Source organism: Psychrobacter vallis (assembly GCF_904846715.1).
GTDB classification, from domain to species: Bacteria; Pseudomonadota; Gammaproteobacteria; order Pseudomonadales; family Moraxellaceae; genus Psychrobacter; species Psychrobacter vallis.
Genome location: NZ_CAJHBU010000003.1, coordinates 48,580 through 74,989 on the forward strand (window position 1 = coordinate 48,580; position 26,410 = coordinate 74,989).

Here is a 26,410-nt window from a genome sequence, read left to right on the forward strand (position 1 = left end):
TTTTTAGGCGATTCGAAGGTAAAGATAGTGAGTATAGTCATTGTATACGTCTATTTTTAGCAATGAAGCGGCAAAAAAGAGTCCTGTCCCCTGTGTTGTTATGATTGGGGCTGATTACTAAAACTGTCCAATACTGTGTTGCAAGTCTCGCTAAGGTATTAACATTATCATCGACTTGCGCCTTGTCTGGAACCATTTTAGCGATCAGCAGTGCCTATTCGTGAATATCAAACACGCCCTAGGCAAATCATACTCTAATCTGGCTGAACGATGATTTATTAATCTTTCCATGCCGTCTGGACAGGTTCAAAGCCCAGCACTTTATCAGAGAGTAAGCGTGTTAGGCGGCTGCTACCGCTACCAAGTCCGTTCAATCTAATCTCTGCCATGATTGCTTGTGTTGGTTTGTCTTTGACGTTGAGGTCATTATAGTAACGACGGCCATAAACTGCAAAACCAAAACAACAGTCTTCATAGTCAACACCGACCAACGAATCAAGCATTTTATCACGATTATAATCATATTGGCCTTGAGCCAAGACTCGCCAATTGTTATTGATCGGAAAGACCGCAGAGGCTGTAAAAGCGGAGAGCGGTAGCTGATTGGTGTTTTCGTCACGTTGACGCTTAACGAACCCAACGTTAAATAAGCTGTTGTCTGACGGCTGATAGCGAAGCTCAGTGGTAATATAATTTAAATCATAACTGTTGGTAAGCGCGCCACTGACATCAACCCAAAAATTATTATAAGGCTGCGTGCTGGTATCCCAAACCATCCCCGAAGAAGAAGAGTTAAAGACAGATTGCTCATCGTCAAGTGTCACACGTCCTTCATCGATATAAAATTGCTCTGCAATGCTACCATCAAAACGTGTCACACCCGTTGCGTCGATGTAACGATAATTGATACCAGGAGTAAATGAATGCAGATCCTGCAAACGATCATGACCTAAAAACCAGCTGTCTGAAAACAGTTGCTCGTAATTGATAGAGGCAATACGCGTGTTAAAGTTAGGAAGCTCGTTTTGGTCTTTATAAGGCGAATAAGTGTATTTCAATCGCGGACTCAGCAATTGATAGCCACCCATGGTATCGTCAAACGCACCAAAAGGTGAACCTGCTTGGTAAAAGTTCAGTCCCGCATCGATACTGGCTTGCGGCACAAATACTGACTGACTGCCATCTTCGTCACTGAGTTGATTATCGGCCAAGCTATCTTCATCATATGAGGTATAAAGATGTTGCAAGCTTAACTGGGGCTTAATATAACCCCATGATTTTTCGATTGGATAAACAGCACTTAATTTATTATAAAGACGGGCGCCACTTTTTTCATTTTCAGACCCATCATCGATCGATTTTTTGAAATAAGCAGAATCACTGACACCAGTGATATCGAAGTTTTTTGCCCACGGCAGTCGATAATCAAGTTTGAGCTGTGGCAATCGTGAATAAGGTTTGTCTTTGTCTTCTAATGGCTGACCACTATCGGTAAAAGCGTCTAGCGTTTGGAAAGTTTCTACTTTCAATTCACCGTCAACGTAATCATTATAGTAGTTAACCCGAGCACGGCGCGGTAAGTTTATGGTGCTGTCTGATAAACCCAACGTATCAAAATCATTGAGATAGTCTGAATCTGACACATAGCTGTATTTGGCGTCACCGCTCAGGCGTGGAATGCTGCTGGATGACCAATAATGATCATAGAAGAAGCTGGTACGATCTTCATCGTTGTATTCTTTATCATTGGGCAAGTATGAGCCGTTAAAAATACCTTCGCCATAATTTTCGGTTAGGTAGCGGAATTCACCTGAAACCATGGGATTACGATCGGTATAAATATGAGTATTGAGCGTGGCATCATAATTGGGTGCTAAATTAAAATAATAAGGCACGTCAAGTTCAAGCCCGCTCTCACTACTGATACTGGCACTCGGTAATAAAAAGCCACTGCTGCGACGACTGTCAATCGGGAAGTTAAAATAAGGCAGATAAAACACGGGTACATCCGCGATACGGAAGGTGGTGTTATAGGCTTCACCGCGACCTGTATCAGTATCTAAGTCAATGCTCTTTGCATCAAATTGCCATTTGCGATTTGTAGGTGGACAGGTGCTAAACATCACCTCATCTAACTCATACTGACTGTCATTGGGTTTGTTTAAGCGTTTGGCATAGCCATGTGCTTGCAGTTCCACACTCGCAAAAGCCACATCGGTGGCCGTTGATTGCCCTGTTTCTGTATTATAATTCAAGCTATCAGCGACGCCGATAAGTCCACCTTGGGATGCCTGAGCACTGAGGCCGGTTTGCGCTGTGTTTAGAGAGCTGTTCGGGGTGCTATTAGATTGTCTTCGCTGACCGGTCGCTTGGTCAGTAAACATAACATTGCCTTGAGCCGCCGCCACACCATTGCTCAAATCGAGCAAAACTTTTTCTGCTGCTATATGCTGTGTGCCTTGATTGATGATGACATTGCCTGACAGCTCAGCATAATCAACATTGTCGTAATAACCGTAGTCTGATTCTGTAAACAGAGGCGCTTGATTGTTCGGAATACCATTCAGGTTGGGTGCTGGCTGGCCATTCGCTGCTCCAGCCTCGTTCACAGCACGTTGATAATTGGGATTGCTCTTTGGATATACCCATTGACCTTCACAGCGTTGAGCACTGTCTACTGCACTAGGGAGTAGCTGTAAGTTCCTACCCACTTTTGGAATGGTTTGCGGTGCAGTCGCCAGAGTACTGTCACTATTATCTGCTTCAGCGTTGCTACTGTCAGCGTTGGTGCTATCAGCACTGTCCAAAATTGGCGTTTTAGTATCTGGCGTCAACTCATAAAATTCCGCCAAACGCATCAGGCTGTCTTGAATACTTTCATCGCTCGCTTTTACATCGCTCACTACTTGACGGTCATTGATCGTATTTGAGGATTGTGCCGCAGCTGTAGAGTTGCTGTCATTAATCTCAGTGATATTTAAAGAGCGATTATCCACAGCACTGTTGTCTAAGCTATCTAAATCATTTAAGTCGCTCGTTAGAGGGGTACTATCGATGCCCGATAGAGTCGCTGGCTCTACCTTTGGATAAGTACCATTGTGATTGACACTCATGCTATCGGCATAGGCACTAGTAGCTACGTCAGAAGCATAAGGGTTAGCACTACTACCAGTGATAGGTGATTCTGTCTGTTGCGGCTCAGCATCACTGAGCGCAGCACTGACCGTTAGGCTTGATAAGCCTAAAGCACCGAATAAGATCAAACGAATGCTTTGGTAAAGCGGAGAATATAACAAGGGCACACCTATGATTGCAGAGCCTATTGGATTGCGATATTGAGTTTAGTAGCCATATTATTTAACGGTATCATAGCCATTAATAAAAGACTAAAAAATCACTAACTGAGAATATAATCTCAAGAATTTGGGTGTTTTACATATAATGACGACTAATCATAGTCAAAAAAAACCAAATCAGCTACACTATTTACCAAAATTTATAATATAGCCAAGCTGTCTTTTAAATGGGTGTTGAAATGATGCCTAGCACTATATATTGAATGAGATATCAATACGACTATTTATAGCAGCGACTATAGCTTAAGACGTTGCTATTTTAGCAAGTATTTGCCTGACTTATCACTACTTTAATTGTTTACGACTGATATTTAACCTGCGATGCCATTTATGACTGACCAAATAATTTTAGAGTCCAATATGACCCAAAACCACACAGAAAATCGCTTACAACAATTAGAGCGCTGGTTGCAGCAAGTATTTGCAGGTAAAGCGTTTACGCTCGATAGCTTGCCAGGTGATGCCAGCGCCCGTCAATATCATCGTCTCCAGTTGGCAGAAGATAGCAATGCAGGGGAGTCGCGTTACATTGTGATGGATTCTGCTGACGAACAAGATGCCATGCGTCAGTTCATTAATGTCGCCAAACTGATGTCACCCGCTGTCAATGTGCCCACCCTTATTGCCCAAGATGTGGACAAGGGCTTTTTGGTATTGCAGGATTTTGGTACAGTGGAATTTGCCCATTTGCTCACGGATGCAACGCCCGTGCAGGTAAGTGCGCATTACCAGTTGGCCATGCAGACATTGGTGGCGTTACAAACTGTCCCCGTTGACACGGCAACATCTCAACATCAATTGCCAGATTATGACACCGCGTTATTGAATCGTGAAATGGATTTGTTTAGTGACTGGTTTATACCCTATATCGGTGTGGCACTTGATAATACGTTATGGATTCCTCTAAAAGCGGCGTTGATAAAAGAGGTTTTGCTACAGCCACAAGTCATCGTTCATCGTGACTATCACAGCCGCAATCTTATGTTAGACCAAACGGATAGCTCGCGCTTAGGTGTAATTGATTTTCAAGACGCGGTCATAGGGTCTTACACTTACGACTTGGTATCATTGGTGCGTGATGCTTATGTTGAATGGCCAGAGAGTCAAATATCTGAATGGATTAATGATTTTTGGCAATTACAAAAGCAAGCTGATCTAATCACAGCAGATAGCCTAAAGCAGCTTGAAAATGACATGAATGTAATGGGCGTACAGCGGCATTTAAAAGTGCTCGGGATTTTTATTCGCTTATCTGAGCGTGATGGTAAAGACCGCTATTTGGCCGATATTCCCAAAGTCATGCGTGATCTGCTTATTGAATTGAACTGGCTTGCTGAGCGGGGCAATGATGAGATAAAGCAAGCAGTCATACCCTTTAGCCAATGGCTAAAAAGTATTATGCTGCCAGCTTATCAAGATAAATTTGCCGCAGTATAACCACTCATGAGTGAGGGTAAAAGCTCACGTCATAATATAAAAAGGAGCATGCAGAGCCATGTCTACGTCTAAGATTACACAAGCCATGATTTTGGCTGCTGGCAAAGGCACGCGTTTACGTCCATTAACACTCAGAACCCCAAAGCCCTTGGTAGAAGTCGGTGGAAAGCCGCTTATTGTTTGGCATATCCAAGCATTGTGTGCAGCTGGCATCACTGATATTGCTATCAATGCCTCATGGCTTGCTGATCAGTTAATGGATACATTGGGTGATGGTACACAGTACGGGGTCACATTGCATTGGTCTGTTGAAGGTGATGAGCCTCTTGAGACGGCAGGTGGTATCTTTCAAGCGTTACAAACGGGAAAACTGCGTGATGAGCCGTTCATTTTGGTCAATTCTGATGTGTGGACGACTTATGATTTTACCCAATTGCGAGACTATACGCTGAGTGCCGATCAACGTGCGCATCTGTTATTGATTGACAATCCAGAGCATAATAATGGTGGTGATTTTGCGATCAATAATGGTCTGGCCAGTGAGCAGGCAATTGGCGAGGCGGACAAATATACTTTTGCTGGTATCAGTGTGATGTCGCCCAGATTGGTGGATGGATTGGTATCCGGTCAGCCAGCTGCGTTAGCGCCACTGCTTAAGCAGGCGATGATAAAGTTTCAAATTACGGCTGAGGTGATTACTGACAATTGGATAGATGTTGGAACGCCTGAACGCTTGGCGCAGGTCAATGAGTTTATTGATAGTAAAGGCGCTGACAATCACTTAGGCGCATAAACTTAGGGCGTGTTTGATATTCACAAATAGTCGCTGTCAGTGCCATGGTCGAATATCAAACACGCCTTAATATCAAATAAAAACAGATCAATAAAAAAAGCAGCGTTGATTTCTAGACGCTGCTTTTTTTATGACATTAGCGATTAGCATCAAACGCCCATCGCTAACTTGATTAATTGGGCAAAGATAAAGACCACCAAGAACCCTGCTAGATATAAGCCAGCAAACCATGCCCATTGTGATTGTTTTTTACTAAGCTTTTTCATGAAAGTCTCCTGATTGGCTTATGAGTCGTGGCTATCATGAATGAATAATGATAGCCACCGTTTTTGGCTGATACGTTATAGACTACTGTTCGCAATCAATACATAGGATTGTGATCAGATTTCCCTTTGAAAGTATAGTAGGCAAAAGCAGTATAACTTAAGATAATTGGCAGCATAATAACGGCGCCAACTAACATAAAGGATAGCGACGTATCCGCAGCGGCTGCCTCATAAATCGTCATTTGATACGGTACGATATAAGGGAACATGGCAAAACAGACGCCGATGTAACCCATCAAAAATAGAGCAACCGTTAATAAGAAAGGACGATATTCACGCTCCGTCTTTAAGTCTTTACGCATGAGAAAAAACAATAGTAAGACGATAATAGGCATAGGTGCGAGATACAATAAACTTGGGAACTTAAACCATCCTTCGAGTGCATTGATATCTGAAAAATACATAAATCCTGTGACGATAATCATCGCCACGACCAAGGCAGAAAGCATCCAGCCAGAGACTTTACGTGCCCACACTTGTAAAGTATGCTCTGTTTTTATGATGAGCCAAGTAGAGCCAAGTAACGCATAACCGATAATCATCGCAAAGCCACAAACGATAGCGAAAGGCGTAAACCAGTCAAAAGGTCCACCAGTATATAAGCGGTTGCTGGCTTCAAGACCTTGTACGAGCGCCCCAAGCATAATGCCTTGAGAGAAGGCTGCGACGACCGAACCGACAAAAAATGAGGTGTCCCAAATATGACGACGTGACGAAGCTTTAAAGCGGAACTCAAACGCCATTCCGCGCAGAATAAGACCAAAAAGCATGGCGGTTACTGGTAAATAAAGACCTGTCATAATAATACCGTAAGCGACTGGGAAAGCGGCAAACAAACCACCGCCGCCCAATACCAACCAAGTCTCATTACCATCCCAAAATGGCGCAATAGAGTTCATGATTCGGCTACGATTCTTATCGGAGCCTGCAAACGGGAACAAAATACCACAGCCCAAATCAAAGCCATCAAGTAACACATAGATAAAGACGGATAGAGCGATAAGTCCGCCCCAAATTAAGGGTAAGTCTAATACATCACCGTAGTTAAACATTAGCGTAACCCTCCATCATCAACATCGTCCGCAGGCGTATCTAAATCTTCTTCAGTATTTTTAGCAGGATTCTTATCGCCGCTTAATGCGCGACCTTGACTCTCTGTCACTGAATGCTCATAGAAATTATCATCAGCAGGGTTCTCATAAGGTTTGGGCCCTTGTGCAATCAAGCGCAATATATAAAAGCTACCAGCACCGAACACGAAGATATACAGGATGATGAAGCCAATCAGCGTCGTTGCTACTTGCTGAGCGGCGAGTGGTGACATGCTTTCAGCCGTGCGAATCACGCCATATACTGTCCATGGTTGACGACCTGTTTCGGTCACAAACCAACCAGCCAATATTGCAACAAAACCAAGAGGTGTCATCATCATCCATGCTCGGTGAAACCACACGCTTTCGGGATTGAACTGTTGTTTTTTGAAGTACTTATAGAGACTGAATAAACCGACCAATACCATCAGCATACCAATGGCAACCATGATACGGAATGCCCAAAACACAACAATGACAGGCGGCTGATCTTCAGGCGCCCAATTTTTAAGGCCTTTTACTTCACCATCGAGCGAATGGGTAAGAATCAAACCGGTCACATAAGGAATTTTTACTTCGTACTTATTGGTTTGGTTTTCTTGATCAGGAATGGCAAATAAACGTAAAGCCGCGCCGCGCTCATCCTCCCAAATCCCTTCCATGGCGGCTACTTTTGCTGGTTGATGCTCAAGCGTGTTTAAGCCATGCTCATCGCCAATCAATACCTGTGCAGGCGCTACAAATATGGCCATAATCATTGCCATACCTAGCATTACCCGACCATGCCGACGGTGTTCTGTGTGTTTTTTAGATTGAATATAATAAGCACCGATACCACCGATAACAAAAGCAGTCGTCAAGAAGGCTGCTGTCACCATATGTGCGAGACGGTAGGGGAAGGAGGGGTTAAATATAATCTCAAGCCAATTGGTGGGATATAGCAAACCATCAGCGCCTATCATAAAACCTTGTGGCGTTTGCATAAAGCTATTAGCCGACAAAATCCAAGTAGCTGATATCAGTGTACCAATGGCGACAATGACAGTGGCAGTGAAATGCATGCGTTTACTGACGCGTCCCCAACCAAATAGCATGATACCTAAGAAAGAGGCTTCTAAGAAAAACGCGGTCAATACTTCGTAGGCGAGTAGAGGGCCTAGGACGTTACCAGCTTTGTCTGCGAAAACCGCCCAGTTAGTACCGAACTGGTAAGACATCACCACACCTGACACCACGCCCAAACCAAACACCACGGCAAATATCTTCACCCAGTGTTTATAAACTTCAGCGTAAATAGGATCACCTGTTTTCAACCAACGGAACTCAAGAACTGCTAACCAGCTAGCAAGCCCGATAGAAAAGGCGGGAAAGACAATATGGAACGAGATAACAAAAGCGAATTGGATGCGCGCCAGCATCAGCGCATCAAGCTGGTCAATCATAAACGTAGCGAACATAAATGGTCACCCTTATCTATTAGCTGAATAGCGCTGGCTTCCATACAACGCAAGTAACTGTCCGTAATTGACCATATAATAAGGTGACAACTATTGATTACGGGCAGTAGCTCAGTGTTCACTAGCGAGCAATATTTAAAATAAAGTGCGGCTAAGATCATCACTGTTTAGCTGGGTTAAATAACTTACATCCTTATAAATTAGTATATTACTGTCATTTGCTATGGGTCTATTATGCGCCTCCCTAGATATACACGCAAGCTGCCCAATCACGCAGTTACATACCTAGTAGTCATCCAAATAGTATCAAATGTACCTAAAAATCTTGAATTGATAGCCATGAAGAACAATATATTGCCTAATTTATAAGTAGCATAGGACTGTTAAGATAGGGTTTACAAATAGCTAGCAGAAACCTTGATACTGTTTTAACAAGTGATTTAAATTTGTCTTATTCCTGTAATTGCATATGCAAAATTCGTCGTAACGTTAAAATGGTTTGCGGATTGGCTTGAATACTATGGCCACCATTAATCACCGTCTCAGAGGCCGCGCCGTCAAGATGGGCACTCGTATAAGGTACGATACCATCTGATAAGCGCTCAGTGAGTGCTTGGCTGATATTGTCATCGACAGTCACCGCAGCGACCAGCGGGGCAGCAGGTATCTTTGGAGTATCGGAGGTGTTGCTCGCACTAGCAGCCTCGTCTTTGGCATCTTCTTCTATGGCCTGCGACAAGTCGAGTTTCACACCGCTAGGCTGCATTTGTGCCAGTCCTTTCGTGATGTCCGCATCGTTATTGGCGATAATAGAATGATAGGTAATGCGATTATTGATGGTGATGTCTTTAGTCAACTGTATAAAAGAGGACTTATCGCTGAGTTGACTAGCACCATTTTGCAAATATAACGCTCCCAATGGGTTTTGTGCCAAATCGCCTTGTGTGGCAATCGTTGCTAAGTTATCAGTGACCGTCTTAATCAAACCGACTGGTAAGTAGACAATGCGGCGGAGTGCCCGTGTAAACCAGCGGTCTGCATAGTCGGTGCCGCGGAAAGGGGCGGACAAAAAGACAGCCGTATCTACTTGTGGTAAAGCCGTTAATTCAAAACGTTCTTTGAGCGCTTTATCAGTAAACGATTCTTTAATTGCGTCCCTAATTTTACGTTTTTCACTACTGGAGAGTATGTTTTGATCGTCTAATCGGTCTAAGTCATCAACCAAATTCTCATCGGACAGCATCATACGAGCGATGATAGCGCCCATACTATGACCAATAATCACACTGTTTTTGCTGGCGCGATTTTGCCCTGTTGGGTCGGTTTGCTCGTAAGTGGTATTAATTAAGCGTTGAATTTGATAACGATTTTCTAAAATAGGCAAATTGGTTGGATAAAATATCTGCCACACTTGATAGTTATCACGCAATTTATCATCATTGAGAATATCGTTGGTTAAGTTTACCCAAGTTGCAGGGCTAGAGGCCAATCCATGCAACATAATGATGACACGCTTATTGGGATCATAAGGCTCAAGCATAAATAGCTTAGGCAGTCCTGCATCGGGCTGGCGTGTGATTAAATTCAAATAACCGACGCCATCGAGCTGGTTTTCTGACAGCCATAAACCATAACCTGCAGAGAAGTTAGCGGCTAGCGGATACTCATCACCTAAAATAGTGACACTTTCACTCTGATACGGATTATACAAGTGGATATCGAGCTTACGACTGCTCAGTACATCCAGTACGCTATCGCCACTTGGTTGAATCAATCCAGTTAATAGCAAATGTCCAGTAGGATAGATGCGTGAACTCGGCTTACTTTCTTCTGTACTTTTACTGTTTTTTTCGTTGGTTAGCCGACCGGATAATGATGCGACCAATAATTGGCGAATGGTGGTGGTATAGCGATCATCTAATGAAGCCACTAAGCTGATGCCCAAACCTGAACGTTTGCTGATAGAGTTAAGCCCAGAGAGACGCAGCTCATAAGTGGATACTAAGTCTGCTAGCGCAGACGTTTGCTTGTGTGCATTTTGCAGATAGTTGTTTTCGTTTGGCAAATAAATACCGAGATCATAATCATCGGCTTGTACCTTCATAACTTTGATTTGATCCGTCGGTTTGCCTTTGAGTGGTGAACGATTGGCAATAGCGGCTTGATTGCTGCTGTCAAGTTTGTTGGCGGTCGTTGGTAGATACTCTGCTTTTGTGCCATTCATCAATTGATTTGAGCTGTTGGTGGATCTATAAAGCTGGGTAATAACATCGTTGCTGGCAGCGTTATAGATGTCTTGAGTTTGAATATCAATATCACTTGGAATACGATTGGGCATGTGAGAGAGGCTTTTGCGATCAGCGCCATCAAAATCATGCGCCAAGCTGTCATAAAACAGATAGGCATAGCTGGATTTGATAGCATCAAACAACCGTTCTTGATAACCCGTTAGACAAATACTGGTGTTCTCCTGCTGGGCTTTGGTTGCAACATCACTCAAAGGTGCATTAGCATAATAAGGGTCAAGCGGTGGACGGGAGAGGGCATTGCGACAGTCTTGAGAGTCGGCAAGCTGGCGCGCTTTTGCATAATGCAACTCTGCAAAAATCGCCAGTGTAGAGCGATAATGCGAGTAAAGAATACTGTCAGTAAGCTGAGTCAAACATAAGTCAAATTGCTGCATACAAGCTTGCTCATTGAGCCCTGCCGACAGTAACGCTGATGCCGTATCGCTGCTCAGATTTTTGCCAGTGACAATATTGCCACGCTGAGCTGTAATGGTTTTCGCTGACGCTTGTCTATCCACTGATACCACACTACACGCAGGTAGCAATGCAATAATTGCCACCAAAGCCGCTGAAGTAATAGACAGAGGGTTTTTGTTGGCTTGCATCACCATGTTTTTGATAGGATTAGTGAAAGTCATAGGTCAATCCAATAAATGGTAGTCATGATGATAGGGTCAATTAAATGAGCGATGATAAGAATGAGTGTAGCGTAACTTTTGACATTAAACTATGATATTTAAGGGCAAATATAGTGAGTTAAGGATAAAAATGAGTCAGCGGGACTGGTATGCTTATCTTTAAACGAGAAGTTTCGCCGCCTCTGTCGGCGTAGGCACAGCAAGCCAGAAAAATTTGTGCCAGTCTCGCGTGATAATGTCGTGTATCAGTTTTATTTAGTATCGACTATAACCAAGTTCTATTTATCAGGTTTCGCAGTCAACACTTTTAGCAGACACAAAAAAGCGCCGTCATTTTATATTGAAATAATATCGATATAAAACGGCGGCGTTTGATTTTGAGTCTAGATTACTTAACAAATGTAGTAATTTTAAGCGCTTGGTCGGACGTTGATGCTGGGAGCGGGTATGTCCCAAATGTAAAACTTACCTTCTTCGACAAGTTTGATTTGCTGACGAATAATGGCATTGTTAGGGTCTTTTTGTGCGAGTCGACGCAGACGCTCCAACGCATTATCGCGGCGATCCGTTAACAAATCTGACTGAGCCAAACTTTGTTCTGCTTCGGTGTAACCTAAAGCCACCGCGCGGTCCAGATATTTTTGACCTTCTTTAAAACCACCACCTTCTGATAACATCAGCCCGTACAAAAAGTTGGCTTCACCGCTATCAGGTTGGATTTTGATAGCGCGATCCACATATTGTCCGCCGCGAACCGTATAGTCAGAACCCAAATCTAGATTTCGCCCCATACCATTAAGCTTGGCGGCACGAAGCAATACATCATAAGAGGCGTTTGGCGACTTAGCATAAGGCTCAATCCATTCAGCCAATACTTTGATCTTTTCACGCGTGTAATGACGCTGTGAGCGGTTAGGAAAGTTTGGTGGATAATGGCGTGCGTTAGGTGACACCTCTTTGATGAAGTCATCAAGCAAGCTCACGTCGAGTTTATCCGTGCCGAGACCTTTTTGCTGTGGGATGAACACAGTTGGCACAAAGCTCACGTCTGACAACTGTACTTGCGGCGTTGGGATACTGGCAAGCTGTCCACTGCGTAGATCAATACCAGTCGCGGTTAGCGGACCGGGTTCATAAACACGGGTAGTGCCTGTTAATTCAGGTGTGGCCACGGCAGGTGCGGTCATTTGTGGCGGCGTACTGCTCATAGGCGCAGGATTCTGTGGAACATTACGTTGCTGAGCAGCGCTTTGCGGAAGGCTGTTTGGTTGACTATTGCTGGTGGCTGCACCAAGCTGCAAATTCGCCGGCGGTGTCACTTGCGCGTTTGGTTGAGCAGTGCTGCTAATGGCGGCGTTAGGTCGAGCAAGACGAATCACACGTTTGCTAGAATCCATGGCGCTAGGCACAGAGGTGGCGGTCGTATCTGCCTCGGCTGCATTGACAGGCGCTGACAGCAGCATCGCACATGCAGTAGCAAGTGCTGTCAGGGTGACAAGCTTAGGTGACTTAGTAGACAAGCTGGTAGAGAGAGTTGATTGGTTAGCGGCTTTCATAAAAATCGTTACCTTATTTAATGTATTCGTTATTGAGCAAATGGAGGGCAATGAGATCATATCTTTGAAGCAAAATCGTACAAATTTTTTATACCCTAGCAAATTAAGCCTAACGCTATCAGTAGCAGGATTGTTAATAGCAAAACTCAAACCAGCCAAATAATATGAGTAATACCGTTAAGTGAATAGAAACACCAGCGAGAAGATTGATTGTATTTGCGCTAACAACATCAGCCGTTATAAATGATAAGCCGCGGCTTTCATACGATTGGCCATCCAGCGCATGGTCTGACGAACTGGTGGTGATAAGGCAGCACCGCCACTGGCAAGTGCTAGCTCACGATGATGTAGCTCTTCAATATCCATTTGTGCCAATATCTCTTTTGAACGCTGATCGTGTTCAGGCAACTGATTGATATGATCTTGTAGATGCTCACTGACTTGTGCCTCTGTCTCCGCAACAAACCCTAAGCTAAACTCATTAGAAATAGCGCCCGCAACTGCCCCAAGACCAAAAGACATGCCATACCATAATGGCGTAAAGACACTAGCGTGACTGCCCAACTCAGTCAAACGCGTCTCGCACCATACCAGATGATCGACTTCTTCTTCCGCCGATTGTTGCATGGCTTGCTTGACGCCGCTGTCTCTTGCAGCAAATGCTTGACCGTGGTAAAGGCCCTGTGCACATACTTCACCAGTGTGATTGATACGCATCAGTCCTGCGACATGTCTGGCCTCAGTGATGGTTAGCTCAGGAATTTCGTCACTACTGACGGGTAATGGACGGGTGCTAGGGTTTGAATGTGGGACGACAGCTCGTAATGCCTTGTCGACCCCAAGTAATAAATGGTCAATTTTGGATAAGGGACGCAGGGCCATGATTCACTCCTGATGGCTTTATCTACTATCAATAAAATAAGGTTATATAGTCATTACGTTATGCATTTAGTCGATTCTAAATAAAACAGATATTTTGTATTCCAGTTCTGCTATATCGTTATCGTTTTTATACTGAACTCACTATATTACTATAGCAAACAATCTAAATTATCGGCATCACTATTGATGGTTCAATGATTCATATATCCTGATAATACTTGTTTGCTTTATTGGTTCAAGGTTATTGTGGTTTCACTTTTTACGGTATTTTATGAGCTGACTTCATCATGCGTTTGAATAACGGCCTGTTTAATATGTTTGTTGAGCTTGATATATAAAAAAGCACCAAAGGCAATATTAAGCAAACCAGTCACTAAAAACAGCTGCGGTAATGTCAAACCTAATGAATTTAAGATAACAATCGCAAAAATTGCCGAGGTGACCATAAATATTGCATTAAAGATATTATTGGCACCAACAATGCGCGCGCGATGGCTCTTGGGTGCATATGCCTGCATAGAGGCATACAATGGCACAATATATAAACCACCACTAAAACCCAACAAGAACAAATCCGCAAACACACGCCAGCTACCACTTATCCCAAATAAATCACTGATACCAAGTAGTGCGTCATTATTCACATCAATATTGAGCCCTGACAATGAAAAATACAAATCAATAGCAAATAGACTCAATCCAGCAATACCAAAAGGCAATAAGCGCAGACTCACTTGGTTTTTGGTCAATGATTTACACAACAATGAACCAATCGACACACCTACTGAAAATAGGGTCAATAGAAAAATAACCACCGACTCATCACCATGTAAAATCACTTTGCTAAATTCTGGCACTTGGGTCAAAAACGTCGCCCCATAAAACCAAAACCAGCTGTTGCCAAGAATGACAAAAAACAAGAATGGCAGTGAGTACAGGTAGCGCACAGTAGATAAACTGGTGGTAATGATATTCCAGTTTATCTTAAGATCAGGCTGCATGGCTGGCATGGTAGGGATATAACGTGCTGCTAGATAACCCAAAATAGCAACGACCAATACGGTTGCACTAATCCAATACAACGATTGTGATAGCTGAGTTAAGATGCCGGCGACAATCATACCAACGAGAATAGCTAGAGAAGTACCCATCTGAAAAAGACCGTTGGCACCGACCAACTCATCTTCTTTCATCGCCTGAGGCAAATAAGCGTACTTAATCGGGCCAAAAAAGGTCGAATGCGTACCCATCAAAAATAATGCGACAAATAGCAGTGCATACCATTCAAAAACGAAGCCAACGGCGGCAACTGCCATAATGACCAATTCAAGTATTTTGATAAATTGCGTTAATTTTGATTTTTCAAACTTATCGGCAATTTGACCTGCGAGTGCTGAAAACAAAAAGTAGGGCAAGATAAACAACATCGCGGCTAAATTATTTAAAATACTGACTTCCATTCCCAGCTGACTGGCAGCGGTATAAGTCAAAACTAGTATGAGTGCTTGCTTAAAAATATTGTCATTAAATGCGCCCAAGAACTGGGTAAAAAACATGGCGCTAAAACGGCGGCGCTTAAATAACTGAAACTGGTTGGCCATGAAAATTCCTACAGATGGATCGCGGCTGATAGAGTGGCGTAAAATGCTGAATATAGCGATTAAGCTAAAGGCAATTCTCAATAGTATCAAAAACTTATCGAAATATAGCATAGGCTTTATCAATATTAAGCCGTATAATAGCAAGGCTTTGATAAAAATACATGCGACCGATGCTATGATTTCATAATTAACTAAGTTATGATTTGTAAATTTTATATGGTTGCGTTGCAAGGCATGAGTGATGACAAAGGTTTGTTGCTACTTAAGTCCATCCGTCCGCTGATACAAGCATGGTATAGACGTTGTACCATGAATGACCATTATCAAAAGTAATTTCGTCAACCATAATTTAGCCAGCTACCATAAGCTTATTCACCGGTAAGACTTGACGATAGATATCGTTAATAAGATTGTGCCGCGTGAGGTGATAGGAAATCAACATGAAACATCAGCCTTCAACTCTAGCGCGCAACGTATCGGTTATACAGCGTGATAGTTTGAATATTCAGAATGATATGAATACTCAAACTATGCATAAAGCCCCTCTAAAATACCCGCGTGTAGCTATGGCTGAGACTTCCAGCCATTTTTTATGTAGTGATGTCCCTCGTATTCATTTTACGCGCTCAGCACTTTTTAAAGCTTTAGCGACCAGCTTAGTAGGTTTCGGCATCGTACCTGTCGCATTGGCTGACACCGCCAATAGCACAAATGTTCCTAGCCAATCTATGACCAGTCAAATCACTGCCAATCAATCTACTACCAATCAGTCCACACCGCCTTCAAATGATGACGCTCAACTTGACATGGCTTTAGACGCCTTGAGACTAAAAAAAGCGGTGGAGCAGGGCATCATCGATCAGTCGGTGTTAGATGATTATAACGAACAAACGCTAGGCATCACAAAATCTGAGTCAAAAGCCAATGCTCAATTTCAATCAGAGGTTGAATTTGCTGATATGACTGACAGAAATAATGCTCAGTTTGATTCACTCAATAATTCTAATGACGATTTGTTGCAACAAGCCACGGCGATACAGCAGCAGGGCTATCAGATGATGACACCCGAGCAGATTGATCGTGAATTGGCAGCGATGGACATACAGAATGCCCAAGACATTAATAGTATCAATAATGACAGTGATTTTGATGCGCCCGTCTCGACATTAAATAATGCGACCACGCCAATTGGCTTGGATGTGAGTTTAGACTCTGCCACTCTGCCAAGCCCTGATAACCTTGATACGTTAGGTAGTAATGAGGTCGCAGCTGAGCTGTCAGAGACAGCCGAGATAACAACGCGTCCGATTAATGTGAGTGATGCGGTTAGTAGTGGAGGGGTAAATGGCGCAAGCGATATTAATAACGAGAGTACGGCGAATGCCAACCAGATAACCAATGAAGAGGGTACGCCCTCAGATATCATCAATCCTGACGACTATTTGCCAGACTATCAAACGGACACTCAAGCAGTCAATCAAAGCATCGAGCAAGCCAGTAAGTCTAAACCACTGGCGCGTAATAGAAATAATATCGTCAAGCGTCTTTATAACCGCTTATTTAATGGCGGGGTGACGGCACTGCCAAATATAGAGACCACCGTTTATTTACAACAAGCGGCCTCTGATAATGCGACCACGCCAAAACTGATCGAGGCTGATAATGATGTTCAGCCTATGAAAAACATCAAAGCCGCCCTTGACGATACTACTGTGCAATCTGTTGTCGACTTTACGGCTGCTTTACCGCGTTTACGTCAAACGGCATTAGATGCCGCCAAAGCGGTTGGTTATTATGACATGACCTTGCGTCTACGCCAGTCCAATCGCGATACCATTGATGTCATTATTGAAGAGCTGGGCGAGCCTGTACGCGTGGACAGCCGTATTGTTGATATTCGCGGTGAAGGCAGTGAGCAAGAAGAGTTTGCCACGTTTGAAGCAGAATTGCCGCCGCAAGAAGGGGATATTTTTAATCACCGTGTCTACAAAAACAGTAAAGCTGCGCTTGAGTCACTGAGTAATACATACGGTTATTTCGATCAGTATTGGCTAAACAAATCCGTCGATATCATCTTACCAGACAACACAGCGGATGTGTCTTTGGTCTATAACACTGGTGATCGTTATGAGTTTGATGAGGTGGTGTTCTTTACCTATGATGCAGAAACCAATACGCTGACGCAAGATCCTGACAAGTTGCCTGTTGAGTTATCATTATTACGGCAGCTCTTTGATTTCAAGCCAGGCGATCCTTTTTATCGTCCAGACGTTACCAAATTCAGTAATGATCTATCAGCAACCCGCTACTTTAATACCGTCAACGTCGAATCCATATTGCCACCGGATGAAAGTAGTGAGGCCAGCACGTTGGCTTTTGATAATTCAGCAGTCAGTAACAATGACGTGTTGGATAATGATGTCAATAATGCTGGGGCGTCAAATGGCCTCGATAATGAAAATACTGCTAACGTATCTGCATCCAACAGTTCTTCTGACGGCATTATTAGCAGTGGTGTCACCGCCAACAGTGGCGCGACTGTCAATGCGGCCGATATTGCTGCTATCGAGTTTGAGGCTGATGAAGAAACACTGGATAAACTGCAAGCCATCAAACAGAAGGCAGAACGTTTGAGCAACTTGCCAAATGATCGTGTGTTGGATGAAAAAGATCAAGCAGCGGATAATCTCTTAGGTAAAATCAGTGACTCAATCAGCAATGTCGCTCAGAAAATATTTCCTGATGAAAAAAGTATCCTCGCTGATGAAAACTTTGTACCACCAACGCTGGCAGGACGTAAAACGCCGCAAGACGTGGCACAAAGCAAAAAAGTACCATTATATGTTTTCGTCTCTTCTAGTAAGCCACGCGATGCGCAAGTTGGTTTGGGTTATGGCACAGACACTGGTGTGCGTGCCACTGCAAAAATAGATTACAACCTGTTAAATCGTCAAGGTTATCAAGCAGGGGCAGAAACTGAAGTCTCGAGAATCACTAAAAACGTTGCCGTCTACGCCAGTCGACCTTGGAAGCATCCACTCAATGATAAGTTAGACGCACGTCTGACTTATGAAGAAGAAGTGATCAATCAAGGTGAGGGCAACTTCGACCTCTCTACCAAAACGTTAAAAGCAGCGTTGGCACGTAATATTCGTCGTGAAAGTGGCTGGAATCGTAGCTATTCTGTACGCTACCGTTTGGATGAGCCTGAAACAGGTATCGATGAAGCAGTGCGTCCCGATCTCCCTACAACCTTGGATACCCAGCAAGCGCTGTTGTTTGGTTACGGTATAAATAGAGCTGATGTAGACAGTGCAACCAATCCAACTCGCGGCATACGTCAGTATTATTCGATCGAAGCAGGGGCTGATAAAGCTTTTAGTGATACCAATTTGGCAATCGCGCGTGCGGGAGTCAGTGGTATTTATAGCTTTGGTGATGATAAAAAACATCAAGTACTGGGCAGTGTTAATACTGGCTATATTTGGGCAGATGATTTTCGTGAAGTACCTTACAAGTTACGCTTCTTTGCAGGTGGGGATCAAAGTATCCGCGGCTATGATTACGAAAGCTTATCGCCAATAGATAAAGGTTATCTGACGGGTGGGCAAATTCTGGCAGTGGGTAGTGCAGAATATAACTATGAGTTTAGACCAGGCTTTCGCGGGGCATTCTTCACCGATGTGGGTAATGCTTACGACAAAAACTTTGAGGCTGAGACAAAGGTCGGCGTTGGCGTTGGTATCCGCTGGGCCTCGCCTGTCGGTGTGGTGCGAGTCGATGTTGCCGCTGGTGTGACAGAAGAGAGTATCCCCATTAGACTGCACTTCTTTATCGGCTCGCCTTTATAGTGATTTAATCTAGTAGTGTAATTCGTTCTATTTGCTGTTTATCGTGCCGATTGCTGGTAATCATTCTCTAATGTAGTTGAGTGTCATGTTGACAAAAAATACCCCGCCCAATAACACACCAGATGAAGATCCAGCACAGCGCGACGCCCGCGCAGTCAAACGTTGGTATCCGCTGTCATTCTTACTCAAACTATTGGTACTTATTTTAATCGTACTAGCGATTATGTTTGCCGTGTTCTTTTACGCGATGGGTACAGATTCGGGCACCAAATTTATCTTGGAGAAAATCAGTGCCGAAACGGGTATTGAGTTTCAATATGGGCGCGGTAATTTACGTGATGGTATTTGGATCACTGATATTGATATAGAAGCGACTGAAGATATTACTGTATTGGTTGATAAAGCGTATGTCAAGATAGGCTGGCGTGCCATATTTGCCAAAGAAGTGCATTTGCGTGAGGCAGATATACAAACCATTGAGATTCTCAATACTAAGCCACCAACGGGTGAGCCATTTGACTATAAAACCTTACAGTTACCAGTCAACCTGCGTTTTGATCAAGCCAAAATTAAAAAAATTATTTATAAACAAGTGACCAAAGAGCCTATCGTCGTTCATGATATTGTTGCTCGTGATTTGACATGGGTCGGTAGTATGGTGACAGTTGGTCATGGTGATTTGCAGTATGCCGACATTGTCAAAATCAGCGCTTTACAAGGTGAGATTGATTTACAAGGCGACTATCCACTGGATTTAAGTGCCATTGCAGAAGTCAGCGCGCTAGAAAAAGCTTATATTGATCCATTAAATATCACGGCGACAGGCACACTAAAGCGCACGGTGGGTGAGGTGAGTAGTCGCTATAATGACAGCGATGTTAGCGGTGATTTCGTCGTGCAAGGACTGGATAAAGACTCCCCGTTTCAGGCCAAATTACAATGGGACGATATTCTCATTCCTTATGCCGAAAGCCAAGATATCCGTCTAAAAAGCGGTACGGCAACTGCCACAGGCGTTCTCTCTGAGATACGTCTACGCATCAATACCGAATTGACGGCCAAAGACATTCCATCTGGCCATTATCAAGGTCGCGGTATCATTGCGAATAGTCAATTACGCATCGATCGCTTAGAAGCTGAAGTCCCTGCTGGAAACTTGATATTGCAGGGTATTTTAGATTGGCAAGACAGTTTTGATGCAAAAGTGCGAGCGAACGGTAGCAACTTTGATATTCAAAGCGTTATTCCTGAGCAATATGCCGATTTTAAAGCGTATGCGCCACAAAAGCTTAATGGCAGACTGTCAGTGCATTATCAGCAAAAAAATAGCGCTGGCAATATAGAAATTGATGCGGACTTACGTCAACGTGACGGCGAGTATGTCAATGCCAATATAACTCGTGGCAAAGTGTCAGCGAAATCTACACAAGTAGCCCCTTGGTATATTGATGCCAAATGGCAAAACCTTGTCCGCCGAAACGTCCCCAATATTGGCAATATCGATAGTCCGAGCGGACAAGCCGATGTCATCGTTCGTGGTTCACGATTGTCCGTTGATGCCAATGCAGTTATCAATGAGCTGAATGCGGCACCCAAAGGCAACTACGATGTGCGCGTGCGTAAAGTTGGTGATGTTATTGATATTAATCGTCTTGATTACGAAGGCATAGTAGGTGATTTATCGGGTACTGGACAGATTCAATTGGCGAACAAAAAACGTCCATTGACATGGCAAATTGATGCTCGTACCAATGGACTGCTACCCAAACAATATCGCAGTGATTTGCCGCTTGAGCGACTGACAGGCAGTGTCAGCGCGCGCGGTCGTTTATTGAACATTACCAAAAACGGTGTGAGCGGTCAGCGTCATATTATTACCTTGAGCAAAACAGATTTGCAGGCGCAGCTTGACGACACGCAGAATAGTCGCACTATCGGCATAGCTGGTAATGGCGATGCCAGCGTTGATATTATAGGTGGTGAGCTGTCAGTATTTGATGCCCGTTTTGATGGGCAGATTGATACGGCAGATGTACCAAAAGGACGTCTGGTTATCGATGCCGCTGGCACACCAAAGCTGATCAGTATTCGTCAATTCAATTATAATGGTGAAGCGGGCGCAGTGAAGGCTAAAGGTGTCATTGATTTGCGCAATAACATTGGTTGGACAGTCGATGGTCGTTTTGATGCGTTTAATGTGGGGTATTTTTTACCCAACAATCCAGCGATTATTACGGGTGATCTAAAAACCAGTGGTGAGTGGCAAACACCGCCCAAAAACCAAGCAAACACGGCAGGCAAACTGCAACGTTTTTCGGTAAATTTTGACGGTATATTAGATGCTGAGCAACTGCCAGCAGGTAAGTTGACCATTGATGCCAGTGGTGATGCTCAGCTGATTCGTATCAACCGCTTCCGTCATGTGGGCGCCGCTGGCAGCATCGATGCCAAAGGTAACGTAGATGTGCGTCAAGGTATCGCTTGGGACATCAATGCAGTGATGGATCGTTTTAACGTCGGGTATTTCTTAAAAGACACGCCAAGTTTGATAACCGGTACCATAAATACAGATGGTCGCTGGAGTGATTCGCAGCAAGTTATCAATATTGAGCAAATTGACTTGAGCGGTATGCTAAAAGGTCAACCGCTTAGCGCCAAAGGCAGCTTGGCGGCGAAAATGCGTCTGCCAAAAGACTTGGCAGGCTACTTCCAACGTCTACAAACACAAGATGCACAAACACAGTATCAGCGAGTAAATGCCTTAATCGACAGTTTAAATGCTGACAATCTGGTGCTGCGTTGGGGTGATAACTATATCACTGCCAATGGCAATGCTAGACAATTACAAACCAAAATCAATATCACCAGTCTAGACCAGCTTTCAAACAAGCTGGCTGGTAAAGTCACGGGCGGTGCAACCTTATCTCAGCCAGCAGGGCAAGCATTACCCACCATTTATATTGATTTGGTTGGTGAGCGCATCGCCTTGCCCGGTTTTATTTTGCGCCAAGGTCGTGTGCGTGGCAAACTGGTCAATTTGGCCAATAGCCCAAGCCAGCTTATCGTCACCGCTGAAGGCTTAGATGCGGCAGGACAAACGTTCAAAAGCGTGCAAGCTACTTTTAACGGCACTGAACAGGCGCATGTGGTTGACGTTGACGTTACCAACGAGCAGCTGGATGTCAGCGCAAGGCTCAAAGGGGGTTTTAATCGAGACAATCTAAGCTGGTCAGGTGTGATCGGTAAAGGCCGTATCAAATCTAAATATGCCACCTTAAACCAGCTGCAACCAGCGCAGTTAATTGTGAATTTACCTAATAATCAAAATGGTAGAGATAATGACTTAAAAGTGCAGCTGGCAGCGCATTGCTGGCAAGCAACGGATCAAACAGGCAAGGTGTGCTTACGCGAAAACTTAATTGCGTCACCAGATAAAGGTGAGGTCAATGTCGTCCTACAGAACTTAGATACCTCATTACTTTCAGTCTTTTTACCCAACGACATTGACTGGCAGGGTAAGATTAATGGTAAAGCCATTGTCGGTTGGCAAGCTGGTCGTCCACCGACTATCAATACGACATTATATTCAGATAACGGTAAAATCGGCTTGATGCAAGATGGTGATAGTGCCCCTGTTACCTTGCCGTATAAGCGTGTCTCACTCATTGCTTTATCCGTTCCTGAAGGCATCAAGCTGCGTACAGACATCAATACTGGTCGCGGTGCGCGTGGCTATGCTGAAGTTGTCGTTGATCCGTACAAAACACCGAAGCCAATATCAGGCGCTTTGGTGCTAAATGAGCTGAATCTTGCGATATTTAAACCTTTTTTCCCCGGTATGCGCGTACTAGAAGGCAATATCACGATGGCAGGCGGACTTGGTGGTACCTTAGACAAGCCGCAGTTTTATGGTGATGTAAAACTGGCAAATGGCCGCATTGCGATGCTCGACTTACCTGTGAATTTAACCAACGTGAATACTGAAGCCAAAATTCGGGGCACACAAGCGACCATCGATGGAACGTTTAAAAGTGGCACGGGTACAGGTACGGTGACAGGTACGGTTAATTGGCAACAAAAATTACAGGCCAAACTGAGTGTTGCTGGTAAAGATTTGGTGATTACGCAACCACCGTTATTATTGGCCCAAATTAACCCTGATATCGATATCATCGTGCGCCCAGGTGACCGTTATGTCAATATTACAGGCGTAGTCAGTGTGCCATCTGCGACTATTCGTCCGCCAGAGGCTAGCGAAGATATCATTACCCAAACCGAAGATGCCGTCGTGCTTGATCGCCGTTTGATTGGCAATATTAACGAGGTGTTGGCGGTCTCACAACCATGGTCAATCAATGCAGACATTGGTGTTGATTTAGGTGACGATATCAATTTCCGTGGTTTTGGCGCAGTCATTCCGTTGGCAGGCGCGATTAATATCACGCAAAATGGCACAGGTGTCATGCGGGCAAGAGGTGTGGTACAGGTGTCACGTCGTACCAACATCAACGCTTTTGGTCAGAATTTAGAGCTTAACTACGGGCAGGTACGCTTTAACGGAGATGTGATGAAGCCCAATCTGAGTATAGAGGCGGTTAAGATCATCAGTGGCAAAACAGTGGGTGTGCGTGTCAAAGGCACTACAGAAAGCCCAAATATTATTGTTTTTAATAATGCTGGATTGACGCAGCAACAAGCAATGAACGCTTTGGTGACAGGTCGCCTCGATAATAGAAGCGCCACACAGATTAGTGAGCAAGGATTTAAGTCACAGGTAACCAATAACTTAGCGGCAGCTGGTTTGAGCTTTGGTCTAAGTGGGACGCGCAATCTAACCAATCAAATTGGTCAAGCGTTTGGCTTTCAGAGTTTGACGGTTGATGCTTCAGGCAGCAGTGAAGACACCAATGTCAATGTCACCGGCTATGTCAGTCCTGACTTATATATTCGTTATGGCGTAGGTGTCTTTAATGCGCAAAACAGCCTCTCTATTCGCTATCAACTGACACGCCGTATCTACGTTGAAGCAACTTCAGCCGCAGAAAACGCGGTAGACGTGGTCTATAGTTGGCAGTTCTAAAAGCGCTATTCGAATACTGAAAATAGCGGATAGCACTGTATTTTTTTAAACTGAATCCTTTATGTGACATAAAAAAACGCCTTTTGTTGAAGGCGTTTTTTTATAAGTGTAAAAGTGTGCTGATATTTTTTATTTAGTCAGGATTAAGCGATTATTGCGAGTTAAACGTAGACGATACTCTTCACCTTCATGCTCAATACGCACTTCTTTGGTTAGAGCGAATAGATGCTGAGATTGTAAAGTAGGTAAACGGTTTTCACGGCAATTTAAGTAACGAGAAATGACCATGCTCATAGTAAATTCCTTTTGATAAAAATTGGCTGGGTAGGGTAGCAAGAAGAGTTATTGCTTTTAACGATAATAATTATCATTTAGATTCGATAATTTTGCAAGCCAATTGATAAAATAAAATGCAGTTATTATGTAAACTTATCTAAAGAAATTCTTATAAAGTTGTTATAAAACTCCTAATAAAAAATAAATATTAATTTAAATCAATAACTTATATAAATTTATATCGCTTTTCATTCTTTAAAATGATAAACCATAAAGATGATTAGAACTGTCATAAAAACCGTTATAAAGGATTCTGTCATGTCAGATGAAGCAAAAAAACCAGCCAAACATGAGCAAGCAATTATCGTAAACGTTGCAATCGCAGTCATTTATCATAAAGAACAGTATTTACTTGGATTCAGACATGCTGCCCAACATCAGGGCAATCGTTACGAGTTTGTGGGCGGTAAGATAGATACCAATGAAAGTGCAGAGCAGGCAGTCATTCGAGAAGTCGCTGAAGAGACAGGTATTGCCATTCAAGACAATACTATTGTGAAACTTGGTCGCCTACATCACGATTATGGTGATAAGCAGGTTAGCTTAGCGGTCTATAAAATTGAGCTGACAGCAGTGCAGTATCAACAGCACAAATCCTGTCAGTACGGGTTAGAAGGGCAAGCGTTAGTATGGGTAGATAAATGCGATTTATTGGCAGGGAAATATCACTTACCAGCCGCCAATAAAACCATTCTTGCTTGGCTAAGTCTGCCAACCAACATAGCGATTACCTATCCATTAATACACTTTAGCGCCCATCCTGATCCAGCGGCAGCATGGCTGCAATATCATCAAGAAAAATTAGCAGCAGATACTTGGGTATATATTCGAATAAAAGACACTGGTGCAAAGCATTTAGCAGCGCAGTTAATGGATATACGTCCAGATATCTTGGTAATTATACCTGAGCAGGATGCAAGTCAGTCGCTAACCACTGAAAGTTCGATAAAGACGCCAGACGTAAATGTTAGTGAGAAAATTGTCGCTAACCACTTAACGCACACCGCATTAATGCAATGGTTTGATAATAATTTTGATGACAGTTTTGATGGTCATTTTGATAGTAATAAGAATGCTTTTGCATCTGACCAACTGCTCTCTCATGATCGTCCATTAATCGTCAGTTGCCATGATATAGCCAGTATTCAGGCAGCCAATAAGCTTGCCAGTTTGCGCCTACAACAGCTGTTACCACCAGTGATTGCTGCTTTCTTATCTCCCATCCTAGCTACCCAAACACACCCAAATACTGAGCCACTTGGCTGGGAGTCATGGTCAGCATTGGCACAATTGGCGGATATGCCAATCATCGGTTTAGGCGGCCTATCACCTGCGATGATCGATCAAGCATTGGAGCACGGCGGTGTCGGTATTGCTGGTATTCGCAAATTTCTTTAACAAAAAAAACTGCAAAATCGTCACTGCAAAAATATTAACGTGATTTGTATCGGTGAGGACACCATCAAATTCTGTCAATATAAATACCTGATTTTTAATATATTTATCCAATGAGTAACTATGTGTTTATTTCACTGCATAAATACATAGTCACTTACAAACCGTTGCGATTCCCTACATTGCATCACTACTTTAATGATTAGATTGCTTCTAATATTTACTACTTAATCAAAGAGCGTTTATTTTATTTTGACACGCAAGATTGCTAACCAGATAGCTGCGTTTCTCACTCTTTTAGATCAAGTTTGATTTGTATGGCA

14 protein-coding genes are annotated in these 26,410 nt (G+C 43.5%); 5 read left to right on the plus strand and 9 right to left on the minus strand.

The genetic code is table 11. The features are described 5' to 3' along the window. Positions 1-278 precede the first annotated feature (278 nt). Positions 279-3,296 (minus strand): LPS-assembly protein LptD, encoded by a 3,018-nt coding sequence (locus JMY02_RS02780; protein ID WP_201594966.1) that lies wholly within the window; start codon positions 3,294-3,296, stop codon positions 279-281. A 390-nt stretch (positions 3,297-3,686) separates the two neighbouring features. Between JMY02_RS02780 and JMY02_RS02785 the strand changes: the two genes are divergently transcribed. Both JMY02_RS02785 and murU read left to right on the plus strand, forming a co-directional pair. Beyond that, positions 3,687-4,793 (plus strand): aminoglycoside phosphotransferase family protein, encoded by a 1,107-nt coding sequence (locus JMY02_RS02785; protein WP_201594968.1) that lies wholly within the window; start codon positions 3,687-3,689, stop codon positions 4,791-4,793. A 58-nt stretch (positions 4,794-4,851) separates the two neighbouring features. Continuing rightward, positions 4,852-5,586, plus strand: a complete 735-nt coding sequence (gene murU / locus JMY02_RS02790) for an N-acetylmuramate alpha-1-phosphate uridylyltransferase MurU (RefSeq protein ID WP_201594970.1) — start codon at positions 4,852-4,854, stop codon at positions 5,584-5,586. 149 nt (positions 5,587-5,735) lie between these two features. Here murU and JMY02_RS02795 read toward each other — a convergent pair whose 3' ends face one another. The 7 genes from JMY02_RS02795 to JMY02_RS02825 form a co-directional block, all read right to left on the minus strand. Beyond that, positions 5,736-5,852 carry a DUF2474 domain-containing protein gene (locus tag JMY02_RS02795; protein ID WP_201594972.1) on the minus strand — a complete coding sequence of 39 codons (117 nt, stop codon included), beginning with the start codon at positions 5,850-5,852 and terminating at the stop codon, positions 5,736-5,738. Between the two features lie 95 nt (positions 5,853-5,947). Further along, a complete protein-coding gene (cydB, locus tag JMY02_RS02800; protein WP_201594974.1) occupies positions 5,948-6,964 on the minus strand; it encodes a cytochrome d ubiquinol oxidase subunit II in 1,017 nt (338 codons plus the stop codon). Beyond that, on the minus strand, positions 6,964-8,460 hold the full coding sequence (locus JMY02_RS02805) for a cytochrome ubiquinol oxidase subunit I (protein ID WP_227678388.1): 1,497 nt from the start codon (positions 8,458-8,460) through the stop codon (positions 6,964-6,966). Before JMY02_RS02805 ends, cydB begins: the two co-directional genes overlap by 1 nt. A 451-nt stretch (positions 8,461-8,911) precedes the next feature. Further along, positions 8,912-11,386, minus strand: coding sequence for an esterase/lipase family protein (locus tag JMY02_RS02810; protein WP_227678389.1), 2,475 nt, complete (start codon positions 11,384-11,386; stop codon positions 8,912-8,914). Positions 11,387-11,796: 410 nt separating this feature from the next. Then, entirely contained in the window at positions 11,797-12,942 is a 1,146-nt protein-coding gene (locus JMY02_RS02815; RefSeq protein WP_201594976.1) for a hypothetical protein, read from the minus strand. A 237-nt stretch (positions 12,943-13,179) separates the two neighbouring features. After that, positions 13,180-13,818 carry a 2-polyprenyl-3-methyl-6-methoxy-1,4-benzoquinone monooxygenase gene (coq7, locus tag JMY02_RS02820; protein ID WP_201595231.1) on the minus strand — a complete coding sequence of 213 codons (639 nt, stop codon included), beginning with the start codon at positions 13,816-13,818 and terminating at the stop codon, positions 13,180-13,182. Between the two features lie 275 nt (positions 13,819-14,093). Beyond that, on the minus strand, positions 14,094-15,425 hold the full coding sequence (locus JMY02_RS02825; RefSeq protein ID WP_201594978.1) for an MFS transporter: 1,332 nt from the start codon (positions 15,423-15,425) through the stop codon (positions 14,094-14,096). A 440-nt stretch (positions 15,426-15,865) separates the two neighbouring features. Between JMY02_RS02825 and JMY02_RS02830 the strand changes: the two genes are divergently transcribed. Both JMY02_RS02830 and JMY02_RS02835 read left to right on the plus strand, forming a co-directional pair. Next, positions 15,866-19,276 (plus strand): autotransporter assembly complex protein TamA, encoded by a 3,411-nt coding sequence (locus JMY02_RS02830; RefSeq protein WP_201594980.1) that lies wholly within the window; start codon positions 15,866-15,868, stop codon positions 19,274-19,276. Positions 19,277-19,361: 85 nt separating this feature from the next. Continuing rightward, positions 19,362-24,356, plus strand: coding sequence for a translocation/assembly module TamB domain-containing protein (locus JMY02_RS02835; RefSeq protein WP_201594982.1), 4,995 nt, complete (start codon positions 19,362-19,364; stop codon positions 24,354-24,356). Positions 24,357-24,485: 129 nt separating this feature from the next. Here JMY02_RS02835 and hemP read toward each other — a convergent pair whose 3' ends face one another. Continuing rightward, entirely contained in the window at positions 24,486-24,644 is a 159-nt protein-coding gene (gene hemP / locus JMY02_RS02840; RefSeq protein WP_227672156.1) for a hemin uptake protein HemP, read from the minus strand. Positions 24,645-24,950: 306 nt separating this feature from the next. On the opposite strand from hemP, the gene JMY02_RS02845 reads away from it, so the two are divergent. After that, a complete protein-coding gene (locus tag JMY02_RS02845; RefSeq protein WP_201594984.1) occupies positions 24,951-26,090 on the plus strand; it encodes an NUDIX domain-containing protein in 1,140 nt (379 codons plus the stop codon). Positions 26,091-26,410 lie beyond the last annotated feature (320 nt).

Coding starts and splice junctions, on each gene's coding strand:
- JMY02_RS02785 (WP_201594968.1), top strand. CDS start 3,687: ATGACTGACCAAATAATTTTAGAGTCCAATATGACCCAAAACCACACA.
- murU (WP_201594970.1), top strand. CDS start 4,852: ATGTCTACGTCTAAGATTACACAAGCCATGATTTTGGCTGCTGGCAAA.
- JMY02_RS02795 (WP_201594972.1), bottom strand. CDS start 5,852: ATGAAAAAGCTTAGTAAAAAACAATCACAATGGGCATGGTTTGCTGGC.
- cydB (WP_201594974.1), bottom strand. CDS start 6,964: ATGTTTAACTACGGTGATGTATTAGACTTACCCTTAATTTGGGGCGGA.
- JMY02_RS02805 (WP_227678388.1), bottom strand. CDS start 8,460: ATGTTCGCTACGTTTATGATTGACCAGCTTGATGCGCTGATGCTGGCG.
- JMY02_RS02810 (WP_227678389.1), bottom strand. CDS start 11,386: ATGACTTTCACTAATCCTATCAAAAACATGGTGATGCAAGCCAACAAA.
- JMY02_RS02815 (WP_201594976.1), bottom strand. CDS start 12,942: ATGAAAGCCGCTAACCAATCAACTCTCTCTACCAGCTTGTCTACTAAG.
- JMY02_RS02825 (WP_201594978.1), bottom strand. CDS start 15,425: ATGGCCAACCAGTTTCAGTTATTTAAGCGCCGCCGTTTTAGCGCCATG.
- JMY02_RS02830 (WP_201594980.1), top strand. CDS start 15,866: ATGAAACATCAGCCTTCAACTCTAGCGCGCAACGTATCGGTTATACAG.
- JMY02_RS02835 (WP_201594982.1), top strand. CDS start 19,362: ATGTTGACAAAAAATACCCCGCCCAATAACACACCAGATGAAGATCCA.
- hemP (WP_227672156.1), bottom strand. CDS start 24,644: ATGGTCATTTCTCGTTACTTAAATTGCCGTGAAAACCGTTTACCTACT.
- JMY02_RS02845 (WP_201594984.1), top strand. CDS start 24,951: ATGTCAGATGAAGCAAAAAAACCAGCCAAACATGAGCAAGCAATTATC.